Source organism: Amycolatopsis sp. lyj-112 (assembly GCF_046549055.1).
Taxonomy (GTDB): domain Bacteria; phylum Actinomycetota; class Actinomycetes; order Mycobacteriales; family Pseudonocardiaceae; genus Amycolatopsis.
Map to the genome: position 1 here is coordinate 238,899 of NZ_JAJPWS010000007.1, position 21,704 is coordinate 260,602.

Genomic DNA, 21,704 nt, shown 5'->3' on the forward strand with positions numbered 1-21,704 from the left:
TTCTCTCCTAGCTCGGCAGTGCGGCGCTGACGGTCCCGATGACCCGGTCGACCTGGGCCTCGGTGAGGTTGGCGTGCATCGGGATGGCGAGATGACGGGCGAAGAGGTCCGCCGAAACCGGCAAGGTCTGCTTCTTGCCGTAAATGGGCTGGAGGTGCGAGGCGTAGGTGCCGAAGTTGCACTGCACGCCCTGCTCGCGGATCCGGAGGGCGAGCGCGTCCCGGTCGATTTCCGGGGCGACGGTGAGGATGTAGGCCTGCCACGGGTGCTCGCGGTCCGGGAGCTCCACCGGGACGTCCAGGCCGGGCAGGTTCTCGAAGACCTCGTGGTAGCGCTTGGCCACCGAACGGCGGGCCGAGAGCAGGTCCGGGAGCCGGTCCAGCTGGACGTTCATGATCGCGGCCTGCACGTCCGAGAGCCGGAAGTTGTAGCCCAGCTCGTGGAACTCCGGGATCGGCAGCGCGCCGGAACCCTCACGGGTGATGGCGGGCTCGATGCCGTAGGTGTGCAGCTTGCGTGCGTGCGCGATGAGGTCTTCGCGGTCCGAGACCAGCGCGCCGCCTTCGCCCGCGGTGATGCCCTTGCGGCCGTGGAAGGAGAACGCGGCCAGATCGGCGAGGCTGCCGGCGGGCCGGGTCTTGTAGGTCGCGCCCGCGGCGCAGGCGGCGTCCTCGAAGAGCCACAGCCCGTGCTTGTCGGCGATGGCGCGGTATTCGTCGAAGTCGCCCGGCTGGCCGGCGACGTCGACGGCGAGGATGCCGACGGTGCGCGGGGTGATCAGGGCTTCGATCGAGGCCGGGTCGGCGCTCCAGATGTCCGGGCGGATGTCCGCGAACACCGGGGTCGCGCCGGCCTGGAGCACGGCGTGGCCGGTGGCGGGGAAGGTGTAGTCGCCGACGATGATCTCGTCGCCCGGCTTCACGCCGAGAACACGCAGCCCGAGGAAGAGTGCGGATCCACAGTTGCTGGTGGTCAGGGCATGCGCGGTACCGACGGTCTTCGCGAAGCGCTCTTCGAAACGGCGGCAAGCGGGGCCGGCACCGGCCAGCCAGCCGGACCGGAAGACTTCCGCCACCGCGGCGAGCTCCTCGTCGCCGACGGTCGGCTGACCGAGGACGACAGGTTCCTGGCTCTCAGACATCTCTCTCCCGTTGCGTGGGGACGCGCCGAAGTGTATAGACGCCCGTCCGCCGCGCTCGGGCGGGCTGGATCCGCCCAGGTCAACCACCACCCACGCGCGGACGCCCTAGTCTTGCCCCATGCGATTCGGCGTTCTGGGGGCGACGGCGGTGCGTCGCGAAGACGGCACCACCGTCCCGGTCGGCGGGCCCAGGGTCCGGACGTTGCTCGCGTTGCTGGCGCTGGAGGCCGGCCGGGTCGTCCCGGCCGAGCGGCTCATCGACGGTCTTTACGGCGAGCGGCCCCCGGAAGGTGTGGCGAACGCGCTGCAGTCGCAGGTCTCGCGGCTGCGGGCCGCGCTGAAGGATCTCGCGCCCGTCGAGTTCAGCCCGGCGGGGTACCGGCTGGCCGTGGAGCCCGACGACGTCGACGTGCACCGGTTCGAGCGGCTCGCGGCCGAGGGGCGCCGCACCCTCGCGGCCGGGGACGCCACCCACGCGGCCGGTCTGCTCAGCGAAGCACTCGGGCTCTGGCGGGGTCCGGCGTTCGCGGACATCACCGACGCGCCGTTCCGGGACCCGCAGGTCACCCGGCTGAACGAACTCAGGACGTCGGCGCTCGAAGACCACGCCGAGGCGGAACTCGAGCTCGGACGGCACGAGGACGTGCTCACCGCCCTGCGCGAGATCGTGGCCGGGCAGCCGCTGCGGGAACGGCCGCGGGCGTTGCTGATCCGCGCGCTGCACCAGGGCGGCCGCCACGCCGACGCGCTCACCGCGTTCGAGGACGCCCGCCGCGTCCTCGCCGAGGAACTCGGCACGGATCCGGGTCCGGAACTCGCCGCCGCGCACCTGGCCGTGCTGCGTGGCGAGACGCCGCCTCCGCCCAAGACCGCGGCGGTGTCGTTGCCCGCGCAGCTGACCAGTTTCATCGGGCGCGAAGGCGACCTCCGGCACGTACTCGACCAGCTCGACCGCTCCCGGCTGGTGACGCTGACCGGCCCCGGCGGGACGGGCAAGACCCGGCTGGCCGTCGAGGCGGCGGCCGGGTCGGACCTTCCCGCGGTGTTCGTCGAACTCGCGCCCTACACCGGGGATCCCGACGTCGCCCAGGCCGTGCTGACCGCGCTCGGCCTGCGCACGACGCCGCTCGGCGCGGCGACCGCCCGCGTCGAGAACGAGCCCGTGGAGCGGCTGATCGACGCCTTGGCCGACCGGGCGGTGCTGCTGGTGCTCGACAACTGCGAGCACCTCGTCGACGCCGCCGCGAAACTCGCCGCCCGGCTGCTCGGCTCGTCCGCGGCGCTGCGTGTGCTCGCCACCAGCCGCGAACCGCTCGGCATCACCGGCGAGATCGTCTCCCCCGTGTCGCGGCTCGCCGTGCCGCCGCCGGGGACCTCACCGGACCGGTCGCTGGAGTTCGCCGCCGTGCGGCTGTTCGCCGATCGCGCGCGGGCCAACGACCCGGGGTTCGCCGTCGACGACGCCACCGCCGGCGACGTCCAGCGGATCTGCGCCGCGCTCGACGGGCTGCCGCTGGCGATCGAACTCGCCGCCGCCCGGGTCCGGACGCTGCCGGTCGGCGAGATCGCGACCAGGCTGGACGACCGCTTCCGGCTGCTTTCCCGCGGCAGCCGGAGCGCGGAGACCCGGCACCGCACGCTGCGGGGCGTCGTCGAGTGGAGCTGGGACCTGCTCGACGAGGACGAGCGGCGGCTCGGCAGGCGGCTGACCGTGTTCGCGGGCGGCACCACCCTGGCCGACGCCGAAGTGCTCTGCGACGTACCGGACACCGCCGACCTGCTTCCGTCCCTTGTGGACAGATCGCTGGTGGAACGCTCCGGCGACCGGTACCGGATGCTCGAAACCATCCGGGCCTTCTTCGCCGAAAAGCTCGCCGAAGCCGGCGAGACCGACCGGTTGAGGAGGAGGCACGCCGAGCACTTCGTCAAGCTCACCGAAAAGGCCGACCCGCTGCTGCGCACCGGCGTCCAGCTGATCTGGCTCGACCGCCTGGACGCCGTCTACGACGACCTTCTGGCCGCGTTGCGCTGGGCGGCCGAGGCCGACGTGCGGATCGCGCTGCGGCTGGTGTCCTCACTGGTGACGTACTGGTGGATGCGCGGGCGCCGGTTCGAAGGCGCGACGCTGAGTCTCGAAGTGATCAAACGGCTCGATCCGCGACCGCCGGACGGGCTCGAAGAGGAGTACCAGCTCTGCGTGCTCAGTGCCGCCTCCGGAGTGCACGGCCATGAAGCCCTCGACCGGCACTTCCCGGCCGTGGACAACCTCACGCTGAACATGGTGCGAGCGCCGCGGAACCCGGCGCTGCTGCTGCTGTTGGGCGTCGTGACCGGCCCGCCCGGTGACGACGCCGACCTGATCAAGCGCAGCGAGGCGTTGCTGGCCCACAGCGACGCGTGGAGCCTGGCGCTCGCACCGACCGGCTACGGGCTCCGCGCGCTGATGCGAGGCGATCTCGAAGAGGCGGAAAGCTATCTGCGCACGGGGGTGGCGGCGTTTCGGAAGCTCGGGGAACGCTGGGGCCTCTCGATGGCGCTGGACCATCTTTCGCAGATCCTGATCTGGACGAACCGGCATGCCGAAGCGCTCGGAACGATGGACGAGGCGCTCGTGCTGATGCGGGAGCTCGGCGCGGCCGACGACAACTCGGATCTGCTCTGCCGACGCGGGGGCGGCAAGCTGCTCCAGGGCGACGCCGCCGGGGCGAGGGCGGATTTCGAACTCGCCATCGAGATCGCGCGCCGCGCCGGGATGCCGGAAAGCCGGGCGGCCGGGTACATCGGGCTCGCGTTCCTCGCCCGGCACGAAGGCGACCTCGCGGCCGCCCGCGCGCTGAGCGAACTCGCGCTTTCGGAATGCCCCGGCGGTTCGTTCGCCTCGGAGGGAGTCCGTGCGGGCGCCCAGATCTCGCTCGGCTGGGTCTCGGCCGCCGAGGGCGACGCCGACGAAGCCGAAGAACTGCACCGGCAGGCGCTCACGTCGGCGGGCCGGTGGAACGACAGCACCACCGTGGCCTGCGCCGTCGAGGGCCTCGCCGGTGTCGCGCTGCTGCGGAACGACCCCGAGCAGGCGGCCGTCCTGATCGGCGCGGCGGTGACCGTGCGGGGCACCCCGTTCGCCGCCGACCTGGACTCCGCCCTGCTCCGCGCGAACGTGCGGGAGCTGCTCGGTGACGACTTCGACCTGGCCTACCGCCAAGGGCTCGCCCTGCGCGGCGCCGCTCAACTGGCCCGGTTCTGAACGGAGCTCAGCTGGATCCCCCTCGGCGCGAACCGGCCGACCGCGTCCCCGAGGAGCCGTGAGTCCAGTTCGCTGTCCTGCACGGCGACGAACAGCGGCGCCGCGCCGGCCGGGATCACGCCCAGCCGGGTCATCCCGGGGCCGACCGGGTCGATGGTGAGCCGGGTGGCGTCGCGCCACGGCACGACCGTCCGCTCGACCCGGACGCCCACCGCGTCGAGTTCGAAGAGCACCCACTGCTGGTCGTGCAGCGACTTCACGTAGGCGATGGCGCCGCAGCCGCAGGCGATCAGGACGATGCGTAGCGCACCGGGCGCCTCGATCGTGCCGAGCAAGGCGGCGACCGCGAAGAAGGCTACGAGGAGCCCTGTCAGCTTCGCGGCGCCGACCAGTCCGGCGTTCGGCTTGTGCACCCGGAACCGCACGTTGCGCATCAGCTGTTTGGTGAGGACGCCGCCACCGACGGCGACGGCCAAGGCGATCATCGTCACTACCAGCGAGACCGGGGAGAAGTCCACGAGGACGTTGTAGCCCGCGATCAGCGCGACGAACCCGCCGACGACGGTCAGGGCCAGCGCGAGTTTGCCCTTGCGCACATCCCGTTCGCGGCGTTCGAGCGCGGCCTGGTCAGGGGCGGCGATAAAACCGTCGTAGCCGCTGTCGATGTTCCTCATCGGGCGTCACGCTGCGTTTCGGCGGCGGCGCGGCGCTCACGCTGACGGCGGTCGAGGACGTAGAGCACGGTTCCGGCGACGGCGCTCAACGCGGCGTAGAACAGGTCCTGCAGGCCGTCCTCCGGGTAGCCGGTGGAGAACTCGGTCATCGCGAGCGCGATGAAGAGAACGGTGAAGACGCCCCCCGCGATGATGTACACCTTGTTGCTCAGCATGGAATCCCTCGCTTCGTCGTTCCTGTGATGAGAGAACTTTCGCGCGGGGCACATGACATTCCGATGACACGGAAATCCTGTCAGCGGACCGTGCGCGGGCGGTCAGCGACGGCGGCCACGCTCCCGGCCATGACCTACATCGCGGGCTCTCCCGAAGACTTCCTCGCCGTGCGGCACCTGACCCTGCGCGGCTCCCAGACCGAGATCGGCCAGGCTCTCGGCGCCGAGATGAAGGCGCGCACGTCCTGGTCGCCGCCGCCGATCGACCCGCTCGTGGCCAGGGCGCGCCGGATCTGGTTCGACCGGAACTGGCCGCAGTACGCCGCGCGCACGGCCGGGTTCGCCGAGGCGTACGGGCTGCCCGCCGACGCGGCGGTCGCGTTCGACAACGCCACCGCGCTGCCCCCCGGGTCGGGCTGCTCGGCGCTGTGGACGGGCAGCACGCTCGGCCGGAACTACGACTTCTTCACCTTGAGCGACACCCAGCTCGGCGCGGTGCTGGCCGGTGTGGAACCGGTCGCCGACGGGACGGCGCCGATGGCGTCGCGGCCCTACGTCCTGAGCACGATCCCCGACGACGGCATCGCCTCGACGTCGCTCACCATGTCCACAGTGGACGGTGCGATGGAGGGCGTCAACGAGGCCGGGCTGGTCTTCGCGCTGCTGATGGCCGACATCGAAGCCGCCACGATGCTGGACCACGACCCCGGTCCGCAGGCAGGACTTTCGGTACCTCAGGTCGGCCGCTACCTGCTCGACACGTGCGAAACCGTCGAGGAGGCCAAGGAAGCACTGATGCTCGCCAAGCAGTACACGCACGGCGCGCCCTGCCACTACATCGTCGCCGACGCCTCCGGCAAGGGCTTCGTCTACGAGCGCGGCGCGCACGACATCGAGTACTTCGTCGAGGTCGCGGACGGGCCGCTGTGCGTCACGAACCACCTGCTGCACCGGCATCCGGACCTCGACGCGCTGCCGGAGGACACCCCGGACACCATGCTGACCTACCAGCGGCTGCGCACCATCACCAAGGAAGCGGACGCCGGCCCGCGCGAGGCGCTCGACGCGGTGTCCGTCGCGATCGAGCCGGGCGCGCCGTGGCGGACGTTGTGGCGCAGCGTCTTCGACCCGGCGGCCCGCACCATGAGCACCCGGTTCTACCTCGGCGACGGCGACAACGGCACCGCCCGTCACTCGCCGGAACTCACCTTCGGCGTGTCGAGGTGAACATCAGCAAGAGCCGCAAGATCGGCACGCTCGCGGTCTGCGTGCTGGCTCAGCTGCTGATCGCGATCGACCTGACCGTGCTGCACCTGGTGCTGCCGTCGCTGTCGGAAGAGATGCGCCCGTCGACCACGGAAATGCTGTGGATCGCCGACGCGTACGGCTTCGCGCTCGCCGGGCTGCTCATCACGATGGGCAATATCGGCGACCGCGTCGGGCGGAAGAAACTGCTGCTGATCGGGGCGTCGCTGTTCGGCGTCGCGTCGGTGATCACGGCGTACGCGCCGACGGCGGAACTCCTGATCGTCGCCCGCGTGCTGCTCGGGATCGCCGCCGCGACGCTGATGCCCTCGACGCTTTCGATCGTGCGGAACGTGTTCACCGGCAAGGAACGCGCGGCGGCGATCGGCATTTCGAGCGGGCTGACGATCCTCGGTTTCGGGATGGGACCGCTCGTCGGCGGCGTGCTGCTCGACCACTTCTGGTGGGGTTCGGTGTTCCTGGTCAACGTGCCGGTGGTGGTGATCATGGTGATCGCCGGCGCACTGATCCTCCCCGAGTCGAAGAACCCTTCGCCCGGCCGGATCGACGTGCTCAGCGTGCTGCTGTCGATCATCGGCATGGTCGGGATCGTCTACACGATCAAGGAAATCGCCTACAAGGGCTGGGGCCACTGGGACATCGCCGTCGCCGGGGTACTCGGGCTCGGCTGCCTGCTGACGTTCCTGCTGCGGCAGCCGCGACTGGCCGAACCGCTGATGGATCTGAAGCTGTTCGCGCAACGGGCGTTCTCGGCGACCATCGGCACCACCATCCTGGCGATGTTCGCGCAGCTCGCGGTCTCCGTGATGTTCGCGCAGTACCTGCAACTGGTCATCGGCTGGTCGCCACTGAAGGCCGGGCTCGCCGGGCTGCCGGGGATGGGCGCCGCGATCATCGGCGGCGTGTGCACGCCGTTGCTGATCAAGGCCTTCGGCCGGGCGGTCACCATCGCGACGGGATGTGGCCTGTCGGCGGTCGGCTTCGCGCTGTACTCCGGCATCGGGGTCACGATCGTCTACACGGATCTGCTGGCCGCGATGATCGTCTTCGGCTTCGGCCTGGCGCTGATCCTCGCTGTCGCGACGGACACCGTGCTCGGCGTGGTGCCGAAGGCCCGGGCCGGTGCGGCGTCGGCGATCTCCGAGACCGCGACCGAACTCGGCGGGGCACTGGGGATCGCGATCCTCGGCAGCGTGCTCGGCGCGCTCTACCGGAACGACCTCGTCGTCCCGGCCGGGGTGCCGCCCGAAGCGGCCGGGGCGATCGCGGACACGCTCGGCGGCGCGGTCCAGGTCGCGGCGCAGCTACCGCCGGAGCAGGGCGCGGTGATCCTGACCAACGCGAAACTGGCGTTCGTCGACGGGCTGCAGCTGACGATGCTGTGCTCGTCGGGCCTGATGGCGCTCCTGGCCATCAGCGCGCTCTTCACCTTGCGCGGGGTCCCGAAGATCCTCGAAGACACACCCACCCCCACCCCCGTCCACGCGGGGTGAGCATTGTCCGTGAAGGCCACCTTGAGGGACTCAGAGTCCCTCAAGGTGGCCTTCACGGACTTCAGGCGGGTTTGGGGCCGGCTAGGGGGACGGCGTGTTTGTCGCCGGACCGGACCATGGCCAGCAGGGGTTTCGCGGCCACGGAGAGCAAGCGGGCCGCGAAGGTGCGGCCGTTGCGGCGGGCGATGTCCGGGCCGAAGGCGTCCATCAGCGCGACGAGCCCGGGCAGCGGCCGCACGAACAACGTCGCTTCGGCGATGAGCCCGTCCTCGTTGAGCTTCAGCACCGTCGCCTCTTCGATCTTCTCGTCGCCGATCCGCGCGGTGTAGACGATGACCCGCGTCGTCTCGTCGCCGGTGTCGGTGTGGAACCGGACGTCGCGCAGGTGCGAGTACGCGACTTCCAGCAACGGTCCCAGTTCCGCGTGCCCGGTGAACCGGACGCGGTCGGTCAGCGGCGAACGCACCACGGCGTCCGGCGCGAAAGCGCTCAGCGCCAAGGCGACATCGCTCGTCTCGGCGGCACGGCGGTACCGCTCGGTGGTTTCCACGTTCATTCGTTCTCCTCCTGAAACAGGGCTCCCAGACCGCGCCACAACAGGTCCGCGGTGAGCGCGACGACCTGCTCCCGGGGAATGTCGCGGTTGCTCCACCACCAGGTGGCGATGGCGTTCAGCGCACTTTTCGCCGCTTCGGCGAGCGCCTCGTTCGCGCGTTCGCGCGGCAGGTCGGCGGTCAGCGCCAGCCCCGGGACCCGCGCGAACACCTCGGTCAGCTGACCGGTGGCCCTGGCCTGCCCGCGCCGGTGCGTTTCGGCGACGGCGGGATCCGACGGCGTTTCGGCGAAGATCATCCGCCAGCCGCGTTCGTTCGTCTCCATCCAGGCGAAGATCGCCGCCACGCGGCTGCGCAGCAGTTCCTCGACGCTGCCCGACGTCGGCAGCCCTTCCCAGCCCGCCAGCAGACTGTCCACTTCGGACTCCAGCAGCCCGGCGTACAGCCGCGCCTTGGACGGGAAGTGGTCGTAGAGCACGGGAGTGCTGATCCCGGCCGCCGTCGCGACCTCGCGCATTCCCGCCGCGTCGTACCCGGAGGCGGCGAACACCCGCGCCGCCGCGGACAGGATCCGCTCCCGCCGCTCATCCCTGCTTAACCGAGGACCTGGGCTCAACCTCTTACCTGACATTGGTTAGGTACGCTACCACCGAACCTGACAGCTGTCAGGTAGCGCTCCGGGTAACCTGGTCGATCGTGCGTACAGTCGTAGTCATCGGGGGCGGAATCGTCGGTCTCGCCGTGGCCTGGGAGCTGACCAGGCGAGGCCTGGACGTCACGGTGCTCGAAAAGGAGGACCGCTGGGCGGCCCACCAGACCGGGCACAACTCGAACGTCGTGCACGCGGGGCTCTACTACAAGCCGGGTTCCTTCAAGGCCAGGATGTCCACCGCGGGCAACCGGTCCATTGTGGACTTCGCGCGGCAGTACGGGGTGCCGGTGCAGGTCTGCGGCAAACTCGTCGTCGCCACCTCCGAAGCCGAACTCCCCGCGCTGAAGGTGCTCGCCGAACGGGCCGAAGCCAACGGCGTCCCGGCGAAGCTGATCACCCCGGCCGAGGCCCGCGAGTACGAACCCGAGGTCTCGTGCGTGGCCGCGCTGCGCGTCGAGTCCACCGGCATCATCGATTTCCCCGCCGTCTGCACCGCGCTCGTCCGCCTGCTCGACGAATCCGACGCCGACCTGCGCCTGGGCACCCCGGCGCTCGGTATCCGCGCGGGCCGCAACGGCGGCGTCGAGGTGGCGACCGGCGACGACGTGATCCACGCGGACGCGCTCGTCAACTGCGCGGGCCTGCACGCGGACCGCGTCGCGCGCCTCGCCGGGCTCACCCCCGGCGCGCGGATCGTGCCGTTCCGCGGCGAGTACTACGAACTGAAGCCCGAACGCCGCCATCTGGTGCGCGGCCTGATCTACCCGGTCCCCGACGCGTCGCTGCCGTTCCTCGGCGTGCACCTGACCCGGATGCTCGACGGCAGCGTGCACGCCGGCCCCAACGCGGTGCTCGCGCTGCGCCGCGAGGGCTACACCTGGCGCGACGTCTCCGCGAAGGACCTCGCCGAAGTGGCCCGGTTCCCCGGCGTCTGGCGGCTGGCGCGCAAATACGCCTACCCGACCGGGCTCGACGAAGTCCGCCGCTCGTTCTCGCGCCGCCGCTTCGCCGAAAGCCTCGCCCGCCTCGTCCCCGCCGTCACCGAGGACGACATCGTGCGCCACGGCTCCGGTGTCCGGGCGCAGGCGCTGCGCCCGGACGGCGCACTCGTCGACGACTTCCTCATCGAGACCGCGCGCGACCAGGTGCACGTCCTCAACGCGCCCTCGCCGGCGGCGACCAGCGCGCTGGAGATCGCCAAGTACATCGCCGACGAGGTCGCCGCCTAGCGCTTAGGCCGTCGGCAGGTTCGCGTTCATCAGCGGGACGGCCGCCTTGATCACGTCACACGCCTTCGCGGGATCGTCGAGGTTGCCCGCGATGATCGCCACGGTCGAGGTCTCGGTCATCGCGAGTCCCGCCGCGCACACCTTTTCGCCCGGCCTCGTGTAGAGCTTCCACTTACGGTCGCCCGAATCGAAGTCCGCCGGTTCGCCCTGCGAGGTCAGAATGGGGACGTCGGCGATGGCCTTCGCCGGGTAGAACCACAGGTCGAACGCCTTTTCGCCCTTCTCCCCGTCGGTGTCGCCCCATTCGCAGCCGACCACGTTCGGGTCGGACGACGACTTCATGGGCTCGCCGGTGGGACCCAGCCGCAACGTGGCCGTCTGGTCGGCCTTGAGCATCGTGCACGGGTCGGTGTTCACCAGCGGCCCGCCCGCCTCCGGCGGCTTCTGCCCCGGCGGCGGGGTGAGCTTCGGGTCCTTTTCCCCGCCGGGCAGCTTCGCCGCCACGGCCGGGGCCGCCGCCTTGGCCAGGTCGCACGCGTTGGCCTCGGTGTGGTCCGGGCTGTCGCTGGTGACCTCGACGAACGAATCCGGGCTGATCTCCGTGGTCAGCGAGCAGTAGTTCGGGCCGAGGATGGTGGCGTACCGCGTCCAGGTGAAGCCGCCGATACCGAACTTCTCACCCGGGTTGGCGCCGTTCATGTAGTCGTTCAAGGACAGGTCCTTGCTCAACGACACCTCGAGGCTCGACGCCTTGGGCGCGTCGTCCAGTTCCGTGAACCGGCAGACCGCGGGAACCTTCTGTTCCTTCCGCGCCGGCCGCTCCTTGCCCGGGTACTGGACGCCCAAGGCCCCCGCGTCCTCCTGGGTGATCAGCGCGCACGGGTCGGCCTTCGTGATCACCGGTCCCTGCCCCGGCACCGGCGAGGCCGAACCACCGACCGTCGACGTGCAGCCGCCGAGCGCCAGCACCGTCAGTCCGGCCGCGACCGAAATCCGAAACCCCATGCGTCCCCTCCTCATCGGCTCGAACCTCACTTCGATGTGGGCTCGAGCACCTCGGTTCCGCCGAGGAAGGGACGAAGCGCTTCGGGGACCCGGACCGAGCCGTCTTCGAGCTGGTGGTTCTCCAGGATCGCGACGATCCACCGGGTGGTGGCGAGCGTTCCGTTCAGCGTGGCGACGGTCTGCGGGCGGCCGTCGTCGTCGCGGTAGCGGATGCCGAGGCGGCGGGCCTGGAACGTCGTGCAGTTCGATGTCGAGGTCAGCTCGCGGTAGGCCTCCTGCGACGGCACCCACGCCTCGCAGTCGAACTTCCGGTACGCGGAGGTGCCGAGGTCGCCGGTGGCGGTGTCGATCACCCGGTACGGGACCTCGATCTTGGCGAGCATCTGCTCTTCCCAGTCCAGCAGGCGCGCGTGCTCGGCCTCGGCGTCCTCGGGACGCGTGTAGACGAACATCTCGACCTTGTCGAACTGGTGGACGCGGATGATGCCGCGGGTGTCCTTGCCGTACGAACCGGCCTCGCGGCGGTAGCAGGACGACCAGCCCGCGTAGCGCTTCGGGCCCTTGCCCAGGTCCAGGATCTCGTCGGCGTGGTAGCCGGCGAGCGGGACCTCGGACGTGCCGACGAGGTACAGGTCGTCGTCGCGCAGGCGGTAGACCTCCGACGAGTGCGCGCCGAGGAAACCGGTGCCCGCCATGATCTCCGGCCGCACCAGGGTCGGCGTGATCATCGGGGTGAAGCCGTTCGCGGTCGCCTGCGCGATGGCCATGTTCAGCAGGCCGAGCTGCAGCTGAGCGCCGATTCCGGTGAGGAAGTAGAACCGCGAGCCCGAGACCTTCGCGCCACGCTCCATGTCGAGCGCGCCGAGGCCCTCGCACAGTTCGAGGTGGTCCTTCGGCTTGAAGTCGAACTTCACCGGCTCACCGACGTGCTTGAGCACGACATAGTCGTCCTCGCCGCCTTCGGGCGCGTCGGGGTGGACCAGGTTCGGCACCAGACGGTGCAGCTGCTCGAACTCCTCCGACGCCTCGGTCTGCTCGACCTCGGCGGCCTTCACCTGGGCGGCGAGGTCCTTCCCCTTGGCGAGCAGCGCGGCCCGTTCGTCGCCCTGCGCCTTCGGGACGAGCTTGCCCAGCGACTTCTGCTCGGCGCGCAGCGTGTTGGCGGCGGCGATCGAAGACCGGCGGCGGGAGTCGAGAGAGAGCAGCTTGTCGACCGCTCCTTCGTCCTCGCCACGGGCGCGCTGCGAAGCGCGCACAACGTCCGGGTCATCGCGCAGAGTCCTGGGGTCAATCACGGAGAGAAGGGTAGTCCCCGGACTTCGCGCACTTCGAGGCAGTTTCCCCGTAACTCCCGCGTACACACTGTGCGGGCCCGCGCGGAGAACCCGACAGTCTGATCGTTGTCGCCCGTTTCGGGCCGTCCCCATACTGAGATCTCCCTGCTGCGGACGGAGAAACCCGATGACCGATGCGGAGCTGCTGGCGCGGCACAAGGCGGTACTCCCGTCGTGGCTGGCGCTGTACTACGACGAGCCGATCGAGATCGTGCACGCGCAGGACCGCCGGGTCATCGACTCGACCGGGCGCAGCTACCTCGACTTCTTCGCGGGCATCCTGACGAACTCGATGGGCTACGACGTCTCGGCGATCAGCGACGCCGTGCGCAAGCAACTCGACACGGGAATCCTGCACACCTCGACGCTGTACCTGATCCGCTCGCAGGTCGAACTGGCCGAGCGCATCGCGAAGCTCTCCGGCATCCCGGACGCGAAGGTGTTCTTCACCAACTCCGGGACCGAGGCCAACGACACCGCGCTGATGCTGGCCACCCAGTACCGGCGCAGCAACCAGGTGCTGGCGATGCGGAACTCGTATCACGGGCGGTCGTTCGCGACGGTCGGCATCACCGGCAACCGCGGCTGGTCGGCGTCGTCGCTCAGCCCGGTGAAGGTGAGCTACGTCCACGGCGGCTACCGCTACCGGAGCCCGTTCCGGGAGCTTTCGGATTCGGCGTACATCGACGCGTGCGTCGCGGACCTGGTCGACGTCCTCGAGACGGGCACTTCGGGCGACGTCGCCTGCATGATCGCCGAGCCGATCCAGGGCGTCGGTGGGTTCAGCTCACCGCCGGACGGCCTGTTCAAGGCGATGAAGGAGGTCCTCGACCAGTACGGGATCTTGTTCATCTCCGACGAGGTCCAGACCGGCTGGGGCCGGACCGGGGAACACTATTGGGGCATCCAGGCGCACGACGTCGTCCCCGACGCGATGACCTTCGCGAAGGGCCTCGGCAACGGTCTCGCCATCGGCGGTCTCGTGGCCCGCGGCGACCTCGTCGACTGCCTCACCGCGAACTCGATCTCGACCTTCGGCGGCAACCCGGTCGCGATGGCGGGCGCGACCGCGGTACTCGACCACATCGCCGACCAAGACCTGCAGGCCAACGCGCTCGCGCGGGGCAACGAACTGCTCGCCGGCCTGCGCGCTTCGGGGCATCCGCTGATCGGCGACGTCCGCGGCAAGGGCCTGATGATCGGCGTCGAACTGGTGAAACCGGGCGGCATGGAGCCCGACCCGCAGGCCGCCACGCGGATGATGGAGGAGACCAAGGCGCGCGGGCTGCTGATCGGCAAGGGCGGGCTGCACGGCAACGTCCTGCGGATCGCGCCGCCGATGACGCTCACCGCCGACGAGGCCGCCGAAGGCCTCGGGATCATCACCGACGCCCTGGGTGCCCTCTCCTGACGAACGCTATGAACGAGTCTTTCCTTGCGAATTTTGCAAGGAAAGACTCGTTCATAGCACTCAGGACTTGACGAAACGGGCGATGACGTCGCCCAGCCGGCCGCCGGCGTCCTCCTGGAGGAAGTGACCGGCGCCGGTGATCGTCGGATGCTCCAGCTCACGGGCACCGCGCATCGAGCCCCGCAGTTCGAGGCCCCACGGCGCGGTGATCGGGTCGCCGTCGGAGAACGAGACGAGGAAGGGCTTGTCCAGTTCGGCCAGCACCTTCAGCGCGGCCCGGTTGGCGGGCGTGGCCGGGTCCTCCGGGGTGACGGGCACCAGCGACGGCATCGCCCGTGGCCCGGCCTTGTACATCTCGTTCGGGAAAGGCGCGTCGTAGGCGGCGCGGACCGCCTCGGACAGCTTGGTCTGGCACCCCGACTGCACGAACCGGCCGACGTCGAGGACCTGGGCGTTCTCGACGGTCTCGCGGAACTTGTGCCACACCTCGGGCATGTCCGTGTCGCCGGTCGGGAGGCCGGTGTTGGCCGCGACGACGCGGGCGAAGCGGTCCGGGTTCTCGGCGACCAGCCGCAGGCCGATCAGGCCGCCCCAGTCCTGGCCGACCAGGGTGACGTCCCGCAGGTCCAGCACGTCGAAGGCGAAGGCTCGCATCCACTCGACGTGACGCTGGAAGGTGTGGTCGACCATGTCGCCCGGCTTGTCGGACCGGCCGAAGCCGACCAGGTCGGGCGCGATCGCGCGCAACCCGGCATCGGCGAGCGCCGGGATGACCTTGCGATAGAGGTAGGACCAGGTCGGCTCGCCGTGGAGCAGCAGGACAGGCGGGCCGTCGGCAGGCCCCGCTTCCACGTAACCCACTCTGATCACGCCGCCGTGGAGGTCCACGAGTTCCGCGTACCGCGGTTCGAAGTCGAAATCGGGCAGGTCCGAGAACCGATCGTCTGGAGTCCTCAAAAGGCGCACGGCACCCACGTTAGTGGGAACCGTGCGCCTGTGCCGCGCTCAGGAAGTCACTAATTCACGAGATGCCGACGGCCACGACAAGGCCCAACGCCAGGTGCGCGGCCGCGACGACGACGCTGACCGGGGCGAACTTCTCGCTTTCGATGGTCGAGCGGACGTCGATCCGGGTCGCCCATTCCAGCAGGCGGACCGCGAGCACCTGCACCACGATGCCGAGCAGGCCGTAGACCAGCGAGGTGATCAGGCCCTCGGTCAGGTCACTGGCGGAGTTCGCGATCGCCACGACGACGATGAACGCCATCGAGAGCAGACCGGACGCGGTCACGATGACCGCGTTGGGCAGGCCACGCGAGACAAGCTGGGACAGCTTGCCGGGCGTGGTCCAGTCGATCGCCCAGAACCCGGCGAACATCAGCAGCAGGCCGACGACGCCGTACAGCAGGATCGCGCCGATGCCCCGCACGAGGTCGGAGCCGAACGTGTCGGACAGCGCAAGGGTGGTCGTCACAGGGTTCTCCCAGAGGTACGGGCCGGTCGTAGCCGATCAAAAATGTCAGGAATGTGCGGTTCTTGTATCACGACTCGAGGATGCGGTGCGGGACGAACGCCGCACCGTCGTCCGTGACGAGTCCGGCGGTCTCGCGGATCCCGAGGCCGGCGGCCTGGTCGCCGACGATCCACGCACCGAGCGCGGGGCGGTAGCCCTGGAACTCGGGGAGCGGGTCGAACGCCTGGTAGATGTAGCCTTCGGCGCCGTAGACGCCGTCGGTCTGCGTCTCGTAGCCGGTGGCGACGATCTGCACGTTCGCGCCCTCACGACCCAGTTTCGGCTTGCGGACGTACTCGGTCAGCAGACCGGGGTCGTCGGCGAACGCCGGAAGCAGGTTCGGGTGGCCCGGGTAGTTCTCCCACAGGACCGCGAGCAGCGTCTTGTTGGAGAGCAGCATCTTCCACAGCGGCTCGACCCACAGCGTGCGAGGCATGGTTTCGATGGCGAAGCGGCCGAACTCCTCGTCGACCACCCACTCCCACGGGTAGAGCTTCACGACCGTCGCCATCTGCGCCTCTTCGAGGTCGACGAACCGCTTGAGCACCGGGTCCCAGCCGATCTCCTCGATCGACAGGCCGACGGTGTCGAGCCCGGCCTCGGCCGCGGTCTCCTGCAGGTACGCCGTCGTGACGTGGTCCTCACCGGACGGATCGGCCGAAGACCAGGTGAAGTGCAGCTCGTTCGAGGGCAGCTTGTCGGCAAGTTCACCCCAGCGCTCGACCAGCTTCTCGTGGATCGAGTTCCACTGGTCGGCCTCGGGGAAGACCGAGGTCTTCCAGTGCCACTGCAGCACCGCGGCCTCGAGCAGCGAGGTCGGCGTGTCCGCGTTGTATTCGAGCAGCTTCGCCGGGCTCTTGCCGTCGTAGCGCAGGTCGAACCGGCCGTAGACGTGCGGATCCTGCCGCTTCCACGACTCGGCGATATGCGGCCAGACCCACTCGGGGATGCCGAAGCGCTGGTACTGCTCGGTGGTCACGACGTTGTCGACGGCTTCGAGGCACATCGAGTGCAGCAGTTCCACGTCCGCCTCGACGGACAGGATCTCGTCCATCTCGAAGACGTAGTGGACCGACTCGTCCCAGTACGGCCGGGACTTTCCGGAGCCGTCGCGGGCGGGGGTGCCGAAGACCAGGCCCTGCTCTTCGACGATGTTCTGCCAGTCCCGCCGGGGCGGCTTGGAATCCCGGTACACCTACGAGCCTCCGCTCTTGCCGCTGCCGCCGCTGCCGCCGGTGCTGCCGCTCTTGCCACTGATGCCGAACCCGCCACGCTGGACGGACTTGCCCGATTTGGTGTTGACGTTCGCCCCCGACGGCGCGGTGTACGAGCCGCCGGACACGCGCTGCCCGACGGTGCCGGTGCCGCCGTAGTTGTACCGGTAGCTGTTGTAGCCGCCGCCGAAACCACCGATCGGGAGGAAGAAGAACCCGCCCTGCGAATACCCGCCGTGCGTCCTGACGTAGTTCTCGTCGCAGTTCTGGTCGTTCTCGACGATCTCCGTGTCCTTGGCGGCACAGACCGCCGTGACCTCCTCCGGCTTCGCGACCGTGTAGAACGTCGCGACCAGACCGACCAGACCGACCGTGACGCCGGTACCGATCAGCAGCTTCCGCTTGGTCGACGACTTCTTGTCGGCGGCGCGGGACGCCTCGGCGTCCAGCACCTCCTGGCGTTCCTGCTGCGCCAGCGCCTGCTGTCGTGCCCGCTGCTCGGCCAGCGATGGCTGCCGAGCCTGCGTGCTGTCGTCCTGGAATCGCATCGAACCGCGCTTCGGCGGTTCCTGGGGCGGCTGCGCCCCCTGGTTGTCATCCTGCGTCATCGAAGCTCCGTAATCGCCCACGCCACGAACCCGTGTCCAACACTAACCACCCGGTACGCGCACCTTACGTGCGGCGCGGGCATCATGGAGTGGATGTCTCAACAGGCCGAGCGGTTCCGTGATCCGCGAAACGCGCTGAGCACCCTGCGCACCCGGCTCGTCATGGCCGGTGTGTTCGTGGGCGCGATCGTCGCGCTTTCGCTGAGTGTCGCCTTTTCCTGGAACGTGGGCCCGGAGGGTGGTTCGGGCGGCGGCGCCCCCAAACTGTCCCCCGCGGCGGTCGAAGCATTCCAATCTCCCCCGGGCACCTGCCTGACCTGGAACGCCCCGGACGCCACCGACGCGCGGCGCGTGCCGTGCGCCGAGTCCCACTTGTTCGAGGTCACCAGCATCGTCGACATCGGCGCGCAGTACCCCGCCGGTGTGCCGAGCCCGAACCTCGAGGGGTGGCAGGAGATCTCGCGGTCGCGCTGCACCGTCGACGTCAAGCCGTACCTCGGCCGCGCGCTGGATCCGTACGGCAAGCTGAGCATGAACCTGCTCCGGCCGACTCCCGGGCAGTGGGCGAACGGCGACCGCCAGCTGCGCTGCGGCCTCCAGTGGGCGGGCGTCAGCGGCAAGCTGCAGGCGACCACCGGGCCGGCGAAGGAGCAGAACCAGTCGGCCGTGTGGGAGCCGGGCACCTGCCTCGCGCTGCTCAACAACAGCTACGGCGACCCGATCGACTGCGCCCAGCCGCACTCGTACGAGATCATCGCGACCCTGGACCTCAAGAAGAAGTTCGCCGAGAGCTACCCCTCGCAGGAGCAGCAGAACACCTGGCTGGACACCGAGTGCTCGACGGCGGCGCAGGACTACACCGGCAACGCCGATCTCGCCGCGAAGAAGGTCATCCTCGGCTGGGACGTGCGCGAGCAGGAGAGCTGGGACGCCGGGTCGACGCTGGTGAACTGCAAGGTGGCGGCGACCCTGGCCGACGGCAAGGGGCTCGCGCCGATCACCGGGAGCGTCAAGGTCGGCAACGGCGAGGCCCCGCCCTCGGAAGGCGGCACCCCGAGCGCGCCCCCGTCTTCGACCAAGACCGGCGGGTGAGTCCGTGCCCGTCGAGATGACCCAGCAGCGCTTCGAAGAGCTGGTGTCGGAGGCGTTGGACGAGCTGCCCGGCGAATTCGCGGACGCGATGGACAACGTCGTGGTGCTCGTCGAGGAGTTCAACGAGGAGTCGCCCACGATTCTCGGGCTCTACCACGGCGTCGCGCTGACCGAACGAACCCACGAATACGGCGGGGTACTGCCGGACCGGATCTCGATCTACCGACAGCCGTTGCTGGAGATGTGCGACACCGAGGAAGACGTCGTCGAGGAAGTGCTGATCACGGTGGTCCACGAGGTCGGCCACCACTTCGGCATCGACGACGCGCGCCTGCACGAGCTCGGCTGGGGCTGACGCGGCACCGCCTAGCCCAGCAAGACCCAGGCGAGAGCAAAGGTCCCCTGCTCCCCTCCGGCGGATTCCGCGCCGAAGGAGGCATGGTCGGTGATTTTTGTGCGTCGGGCACCAAAGGTCTTCCGGATTCTTAACTCGGTGTAACAACCCCACCACTTTGGGCGACAACCCCCGCTAAACTTTTTGGCACGTTGTCGTCGGCCGGCGCCGGCGAATGCCTGGGGAGGCGCGCATGGCCGAGGTGATGGTGCACAGAAGGGGTGACCGGCGGTTGCGCTGGCTGCTCACGTCCAGCGCGGCCTCGAATCTCGGCGACGGCATCGGCAAGGTCGCGTTCCCGCTGCTCGCGGTCACCCTGACCCGTGATCCGCTGCTCATCGCCGGTCTCTCGGCGACCCAGTTCCTGCCGTGGCTGCTGTTCGCGCTCCCGGCGGGCGCGCTGCTGGACCGGATCGACCGGCGCCGCGCGATGATCATCGCGAACAGCGCCCGCGCGGTCGTCGTCGGCGCGATGGCCGCCCTGGTCGCGGCCGACGGCGTGACGATCTGGGTGGTCTACGTCGCCGCACTGCTCCTCGGCACGGCCGAGACGGTCGCGGACAGCGCGGCCAACGTGCTCATCCCGGCGCTCGTCGACAGGGATTCGCTCGACAGCGCGAACAGCAAGCTCCAGGCCTGCGAGATCGTCGGGCAGACCTTCCTCGGCGGACCGATCGGCAGTGCCGCCTTCGCGCTCTTCGCGACTTTCCCCTTCCTGCTCAACTCGGCGGGGTTCGCGATCGCGGCCGCCGTACTGCTCGGGCTCGCGGGGAGCTACCGGGGCCGCCCGGACGACGGTGTGTCCGAGAGCGCGCCCGCCGGCTTCCGCGCCGAACTGGCCGAAGGTTTCCGCTGGTTGAAGCGCAATCCGCTGATGCTCCGGCTGGTCGTCGTGGCCGGGCTGACCAGCCTGGTCAGCGAACTCGCTCAGGCACAGTTGGTGCTGTACGCGATCGAGTACCTCGGACTCAGCGAAGCGGCCTTCGGGCTCTTCGCGTTCATCGGCGGCATCGGCGGATTGCTGGGCGCGGGCTTCGCCCCGCGGCTGGTGAAAGCGGCCGGACGTCGCACGGTGCTCATCGGCGGGTTCGCCTGCTGCGGCGCCGCGTTCACCGGGATGGGGCTGACCAGCTCGCCGGTGGCGGGCGCCGCGCTGTTCGGCCTGTTCGCGGCCGCCGTCGTCGCGGTGAACATCGTGCTGGGGACCGCGCGGCACACACTCGTGCCCGGCGCGCTGCTCGGCCGGATCCTCGGGGTGTGGCGCACCGTGGTCTGGGGCGCGATCCCGGCCGGGGCCCTGCTCGGCGGGGTCCTCACCCACGTACTCGGTTCCCCGGCCCGGACGTTTTTGACGTCCGGGCTCTTGCTGTTCGGCGTCGCCGCCTTCGCGTTCTTCTCGCTGCGAGCCGGGTCACTCGATGACAAATCGGCCACGGCGGCACAGGTACTCCACCAAGACCAGTGAAAATCGGGACCTTTGGTGCTGAAATAGCACATCACCGGAGCTGGTGAGGAGGTCCGCGATGCAGCAGACACTGGTGCCGGAGGCAGGCGTGGGGACGAAGGAACCTTCCAGACGCCCGCAAGTGGTCACCGCGGTCGCCGGATTCGTCATCGGGGCCGGCGTGATCGGCATGCTCTGGGCGCTCTCGGGCGTCAACGCGGGCGCCCTCGAAGACGCCCAGGACGCCTGCCAGGCCCTGACCAGGGTCGGCACGATCCCGGACACCACCGACTCGGCGCCCTCGGAGCGGACCGTGCCGGTGCTGGCCCCCGAGATCCTGCACAGGATGACGGCCGCACGCGAACTTTCGGCCGCGGCGGCCGCCGCCAGCGACACCTACAAACCGCTGGCCGAGCACATCGACGGCGTCAGCCGCATGGTGTTCAGCCTGCACTTCAACCAGATCTCCGGCCAGCGGCACCTGGCACAGGCCGAACAGCTCTGCACCCAGCTCTAGCGCCCTAGCCCTTGTGGACCGTCTTCACGGTCAGCTGGTTGCCGGGGATCTTGCCCGCGCAGCCGAGCCCCTGCACCGACACGAAGTTCGAGGCGGTCTCCTGCGGCAGGTACACCCGCAGCCCTCGGGTCTCGGTGGGCTTGCAGGCCTGCTCGTCGTAGTTGCGGACGTTCACGAACCCGATGTCGGTGGACGCGCTCTCGCCGTTGTTCAGCTGGATCGGCTGGCCCTTGGCTCCGTCACGGAACGCGGCTTCACCGACCTGGTGGCCGTCCGCGCCGGTCACGTAGGACACGCCCGGGAAGCCCTGGACGGTGCACGGATGCCCGCTCGCGTTGGTGATGACCAGCTTGCGGTACACCGTCCCGGCCGCCGCGTCGCCGTTCGCGATGGACAGCTTGACGTCGCCCGCCTTGCAGAGCCCGTCGGCCTTCGGCTGCGGATTCGGCGCAGGCTGCTCCGCCGGTGCCGGAGTGGACGAGCTCGCGCTCGGGGCGGCCGAGGTCTCGGCCGATGAACTGGACGGTGTCGCGGAGGAACTCTGCGCGACGGGGGTGGTCTCGGAACCGCACGCGCTGAGCAGCAGGAGCCCGACACTGCCCGCGACGAGCCCGCCGATGGAGATCATCTTCGAACGAACCATGGTCATTCGCCTCCCTGTAGCCGGGTGACCCACCGATCAGTAGACGTGTTGTCCGCGGCGGAGG

At 69.6% G+C, this 21,704-nt stretch carries 21 protein-coding genes; 9 read left to right on the forward strand and 12 right to left on the reverse strand.

Going from position 1 to position 21,704, the window contains the following annotated elements:
- Positions 1-7 precede the first annotated feature (7 nt).
- Entirely contained in the window at positions 8-1,141 is a 1,134-nt protein-coding gene (locus tag ACLJRL_RS24205; RefSeq protein WP_410658536.1) for a DegT/DnrJ/EryC1/StrS family aminotransferase, read from the reverse strand.
- Between the two features lie 118 nt (positions 1,142-1,259).
- Between ACLJRL_RS24205 and ACLJRL_RS24210 the strand changes: the two genes are divergently transcribed.
- Positions 1,260-4,382, forward strand: coding sequence for a BTAD domain-containing putative transcriptional regulator (locus ACLJRL_RS24210; RefSeq protein WP_410658537.1), 3,123 nt, complete (start codon positions 1,260-1,262; stop codon positions 4,380-4,382).
- Here ACLJRL_RS24210 and ACLJRL_RS24215 read toward each other — a convergent pair.
- On the reverse strand, positions 4,364-5,056 hold the full coding sequence (locus ACLJRL_RS24215) for a hypothetical protein (RefSeq protein ID WP_410658538.1): 693 nt from the start codon (positions 5,054-5,056) through the stop codon (positions 4,364-4,366). The two genes, ACLJRL_RS24210 and ACLJRL_RS24215, sit on opposite strands and share 19 nt — an antisense overlap.
- Positions 5,053-5,271: a hypothetical protein gene (locus tag ACLJRL_RS24220; protein ID WP_410658539.1), complete on the reverse strand. Its 219-nt coding sequence runs from the start codon at positions 5,269-5,271 to the stop codon at positions 5,053-5,055. Before ACLJRL_RS24220 ends, ACLJRL_RS24215 begins: the two co-directional genes overlap by 4 nt.
- Positions 5,272-5,400: 129 nt before the next feature.
- Between ACLJRL_RS24220 and ACLJRL_RS24225 the strand changes: the two genes are divergently transcribed.
- Both ACLJRL_RS24225 and ACLJRL_RS24230 read left to right on the forward strand, forming a co-directional pair.
- Positions 5,401-6,498, forward strand: coding sequence for a C45 family autoproteolytic acyltransferase/hydolase (locus tag ACLJRL_RS24225; protein ID WP_410658540.1), 1,098 nt, complete (start codon positions 5,401-5,403; stop codon positions 6,496-6,498).
- Entirely contained in the window at positions 6,495-8,030 is a 1,536-nt protein-coding gene (locus ACLJRL_RS24230; protein WP_410658541.1) for an MFS transporter, read from the forward strand. Before ACLJRL_RS24225 ends, ACLJRL_RS24230 begins: the two co-directional genes overlap by 4 nt.
- A gap of 61 nt (positions 8,031-8,091) precedes the next feature.
- On the opposite strand, the gene ACLJRL_RS24235 is transcribed toward ACLJRL_RS24230, so the two are convergent.
- Positions 8,092-8,586: a nuclear transport factor 2 family protein gene (locus tag ACLJRL_RS24235; RefSeq protein WP_410658542.1), complete on the reverse strand. Its 495-nt coding sequence runs from the start codon at positions 8,584-8,586 to the stop codon at positions 8,092-8,094.
- Entirely contained in the window at positions 8,583-9,200 is a 618-nt protein-coding gene (locus tag ACLJRL_RS24240; protein ID WP_410658543.1) for a TetR/AcrR family transcriptional regulator, read from the reverse strand. The genes ACLJRL_RS24235 and ACLJRL_RS24240 overlap by 4 nt, the downstream gene beginning before the upstream one ends.
- 14 nt (positions 9,201-9,214) lie before the next feature.
- Between ACLJRL_RS24240 and lhgO the strand changes: the two genes are divergently transcribed.
- On the forward strand, positions 9,215-10,465 hold the full coding sequence (gene lhgO, locus ACLJRL_RS24245; protein ID WP_410658544.1) for an L-2-hydroxyglutarate oxidase: 1,251 nt from the start codon (positions 9,215-9,217) through the stop codon (positions 10,463-10,465).
- A gap of 3 nt (positions 10,466-10,468) precedes the next feature.
- On the opposite strand, the gene ACLJRL_RS24250 is transcribed toward lhgO, so the two are convergent.
- Positions 10,469-11,470, reverse strand: coding sequence for a DUF3558 family protein (locus tag ACLJRL_RS24250; protein ID WP_410658545.1), 1,002 nt, complete (start codon positions 11,468-11,470; stop codon positions 10,469-10,471).
- 26 nt (positions 11,471-11,496) lie between these two features.
- Positions 11,497-12,765 carry a serine--tRNA ligase gene (gene serS / locus ACLJRL_RS24255; RefSeq protein WP_410658546.1) on the reverse strand — a complete coding sequence of 423 codons (1,269 nt, stop codon included), beginning with the start codon at positions 12,763-12,765 and terminating at the stop codon, positions 11,497-11,499.
- A gap of 166 nt (positions 12,766-12,931) precedes the next feature.
- Between serS and ACLJRL_RS24260 the strand changes: the two genes are divergently transcribed.
- Entirely contained in the window at positions 12,932-14,215 is a 1,284-nt protein-coding gene (locus ACLJRL_RS24260) for an aspartate aminotransferase family protein (RefSeq protein WP_410658547.1), read from the forward strand.
- A gap of 60 nt (positions 14,216-14,275) precedes the next feature.
- Here the strand turns inward: ACLJRL_RS24260 and ACLJRL_RS24265 are convergent, their stop codons facing one another.
- The 4 genes from ACLJRL_RS24265 to ACLJRL_RS24280 all read right to left on the reverse strand — a co-directional run bounded on the left by ACLJRL_RS24265 (position 14,276) and on the right by ACLJRL_RS24280 (position 17,550).
- Positions 14,276-15,181 carry a haloalkane dehalogenase gene (locus ACLJRL_RS24265; RefSeq protein WP_410658548.1) on the reverse strand — a complete coding sequence of 302 codons (906 nt, stop codon included), beginning with the start codon at positions 15,179-15,181 and terminating at the stop codon, positions 14,276-14,278.
- Between the two features lie 55 nt (positions 15,182-15,236).
- A complete protein-coding gene (locus tag ACLJRL_RS24270; RefSeq protein WP_061980368.1) occupies positions 15,237-15,689 on the reverse strand; it encodes a DUF350 domain-containing protein in 453 nt (150 codons plus the stop codon).
- Between the two features lie 67 nt (positions 15,690-15,756).
- Positions 15,757-16,923 carry a glutathionylspermidine synthase family protein gene (locus ACLJRL_RS24275; protein ID WP_410658549.1) on the reverse strand — a complete coding sequence of 389 codons (1,167 nt, stop codon included), beginning with the start codon at positions 16,921-16,923 and terminating at the stop codon, positions 15,757-15,759.
- Positions 16,924-17,550 carry a hypothetical protein gene (locus tag ACLJRL_RS24280; RefSeq protein WP_410658550.1) on the reverse strand — a complete coding sequence of 209 codons (627 nt, stop codon included), beginning with the start codon at positions 17,548-17,550 and terminating at the stop codon, positions 16,924-16,926. It abuts the gene before it with no gap.
- A gap of 93 nt (positions 17,551-17,643) precedes the next feature.
- Between ACLJRL_RS24280 and ACLJRL_RS24285 the strand changes: the two genes are divergently transcribed.
- The 4 genes from ACLJRL_RS24285 (at position 17,644) to ACLJRL_RS24300 (ending at position 20,997) form a co-directional block, all read left to right on the forward strand.
- Positions 17,644-18,642, forward strand: coding sequence for a septum formation family protein (locus ACLJRL_RS24285; protein WP_410658551.1), 999 nt, complete (start codon positions 17,644-17,646; stop codon positions 18,640-18,642).
- A gap of 4 nt (positions 18,643-18,646) precedes the next feature.
- Positions 18,647-18,997, forward strand: a complete 351-nt coding sequence (locus ACLJRL_RS24290) for a metallopeptidase family protein (protein ID WP_410658552.1) — start codon at positions 18,647-18,649, stop codon at positions 18,995-18,997.
- 232 nt (positions 18,998-19,229) lie between these two features.
- Positions 19,230-20,501, forward strand: coding sequence for an MFS transporter (locus tag ACLJRL_RS24295; protein ID WP_410658553.1), 1,272 nt, complete (start codon positions 19,230-19,232; stop codon positions 20,499-20,501).
- Between the two features lie 58 nt (positions 20,502-20,559).
- Positions 20,560-20,997, forward strand: coding sequence for a hypothetical protein (locus tag ACLJRL_RS24300; protein WP_410658554.1), 438 nt, complete (start codon positions 20,560-20,562; stop codon positions 20,995-20,997).
- A 4-nt stretch (positions 20,998-21,001) separates the two neighbouring features.
- Here the strand turns inward: ACLJRL_RS24300 and ACLJRL_RS24305 are convergent, their stop codons facing one another.
- The gene (locus ACLJRL_RS24305) at positions 21,002-21,646 is read right to left on the reverse strand and encodes a DUF4232 domain-containing protein (RefSeq protein ID WP_410658555.1); all 645 of its coding nucleotides are present in this window, start codon (positions 21,644-21,646) and stop codon (positions 21,002-21,004) included.
- Positions 21,647-21,704: the final 58 nt, after the last annotated feature.

Coding starts and splice junctions, on each gene's coding strand:
- ACLJRL_RS24225 (WP_410658540.1), top strand. CDS start 5,401: ATGACCTACATCGCGGGCTCTCCCGAAGACTTCCTCGCCGTGCGGCAC.
- ACLJRL_RS24300 (WP_410658554.1), top strand. CDS start 20,560: ATGCAGCAGACACTGGTGCCGGAGGCAGGCGTGGGGACGAAGGAACCT.
- ACLJRL_RS24305 (WP_410658555.1), bottom strand. CDS start 21,646: ATGACCATGGTTCGTTCGAAGATGATCTCCATCGGCGGGCTCGTCGCG.
- ACLJRL_RS24215 (WP_410658538.1), bottom strand. CDS start 5,056: ATGAGGAACATCGACAGCGGCTACGACGGTTTTATCGCCGCCCCTGAC.
- ACLJRL_RS24205 (WP_410658536.1), bottom strand. CDS start 1,141: ATGTCTGAGAGCCAGGAACCTGTCGTCCTCGGTCAGCCGACCGTCGGC.
- ACLJRL_RS24235 (WP_410658542.1), bottom strand. CDS start 8,586: ATGAACGTGGAAACCACCGAGCGGTACCGCCGTGCCGCCGAGACGAGC.
- ACLJRL_RS24250 (WP_410658545.1), bottom strand. CDS start 11,470: ATGGGGTTTCGGATTTCGGTCGCGGCCGGACTGACGGTGCTGGCGCTC.
- ACLJRL_RS24260 (WP_410658547.1), top strand. CDS start 12,932: ATGACCGATGCGGAGCTGCTGGCGCGGCACAAGGCGGTACTCCCGTCG.
- ACLJRL_RS24285 (WP_410658551.1), top strand. CDS start 17,644: ATGTCTCAACAGGCCGAGCGGTTCCGTGATCCGCGAAACGCGCTGAGC.
- ACLJRL_RS24220 (WP_410658539.1), bottom strand. CDS start 5,271: ATGCTGAGCAACAAGGTGTACATCATCGCGGGGGGCGTCTTCACCGTT.
- ACLJRL_RS24295 (WP_410658553.1), top strand. CDS start 19,230: ATGGCCGAGGTGATGGTGCACAGAAGGGGTGACCGGCGGTTGCGCTGG.
- ACLJRL_RS24210 (WP_410658537.1), top strand. CDS start 1,260: ATGCGATTCGGCGTTCTGGGGGCGACGGCGGTGCGTCGCGAAGACGGC.
- ACLJRL_RS24280 (WP_410658550.1), bottom strand. CDS start 17,550: ATGACGCAGGATGACAACCAGGGGGCGCAGCCGCCCCAGGAACCGCCG.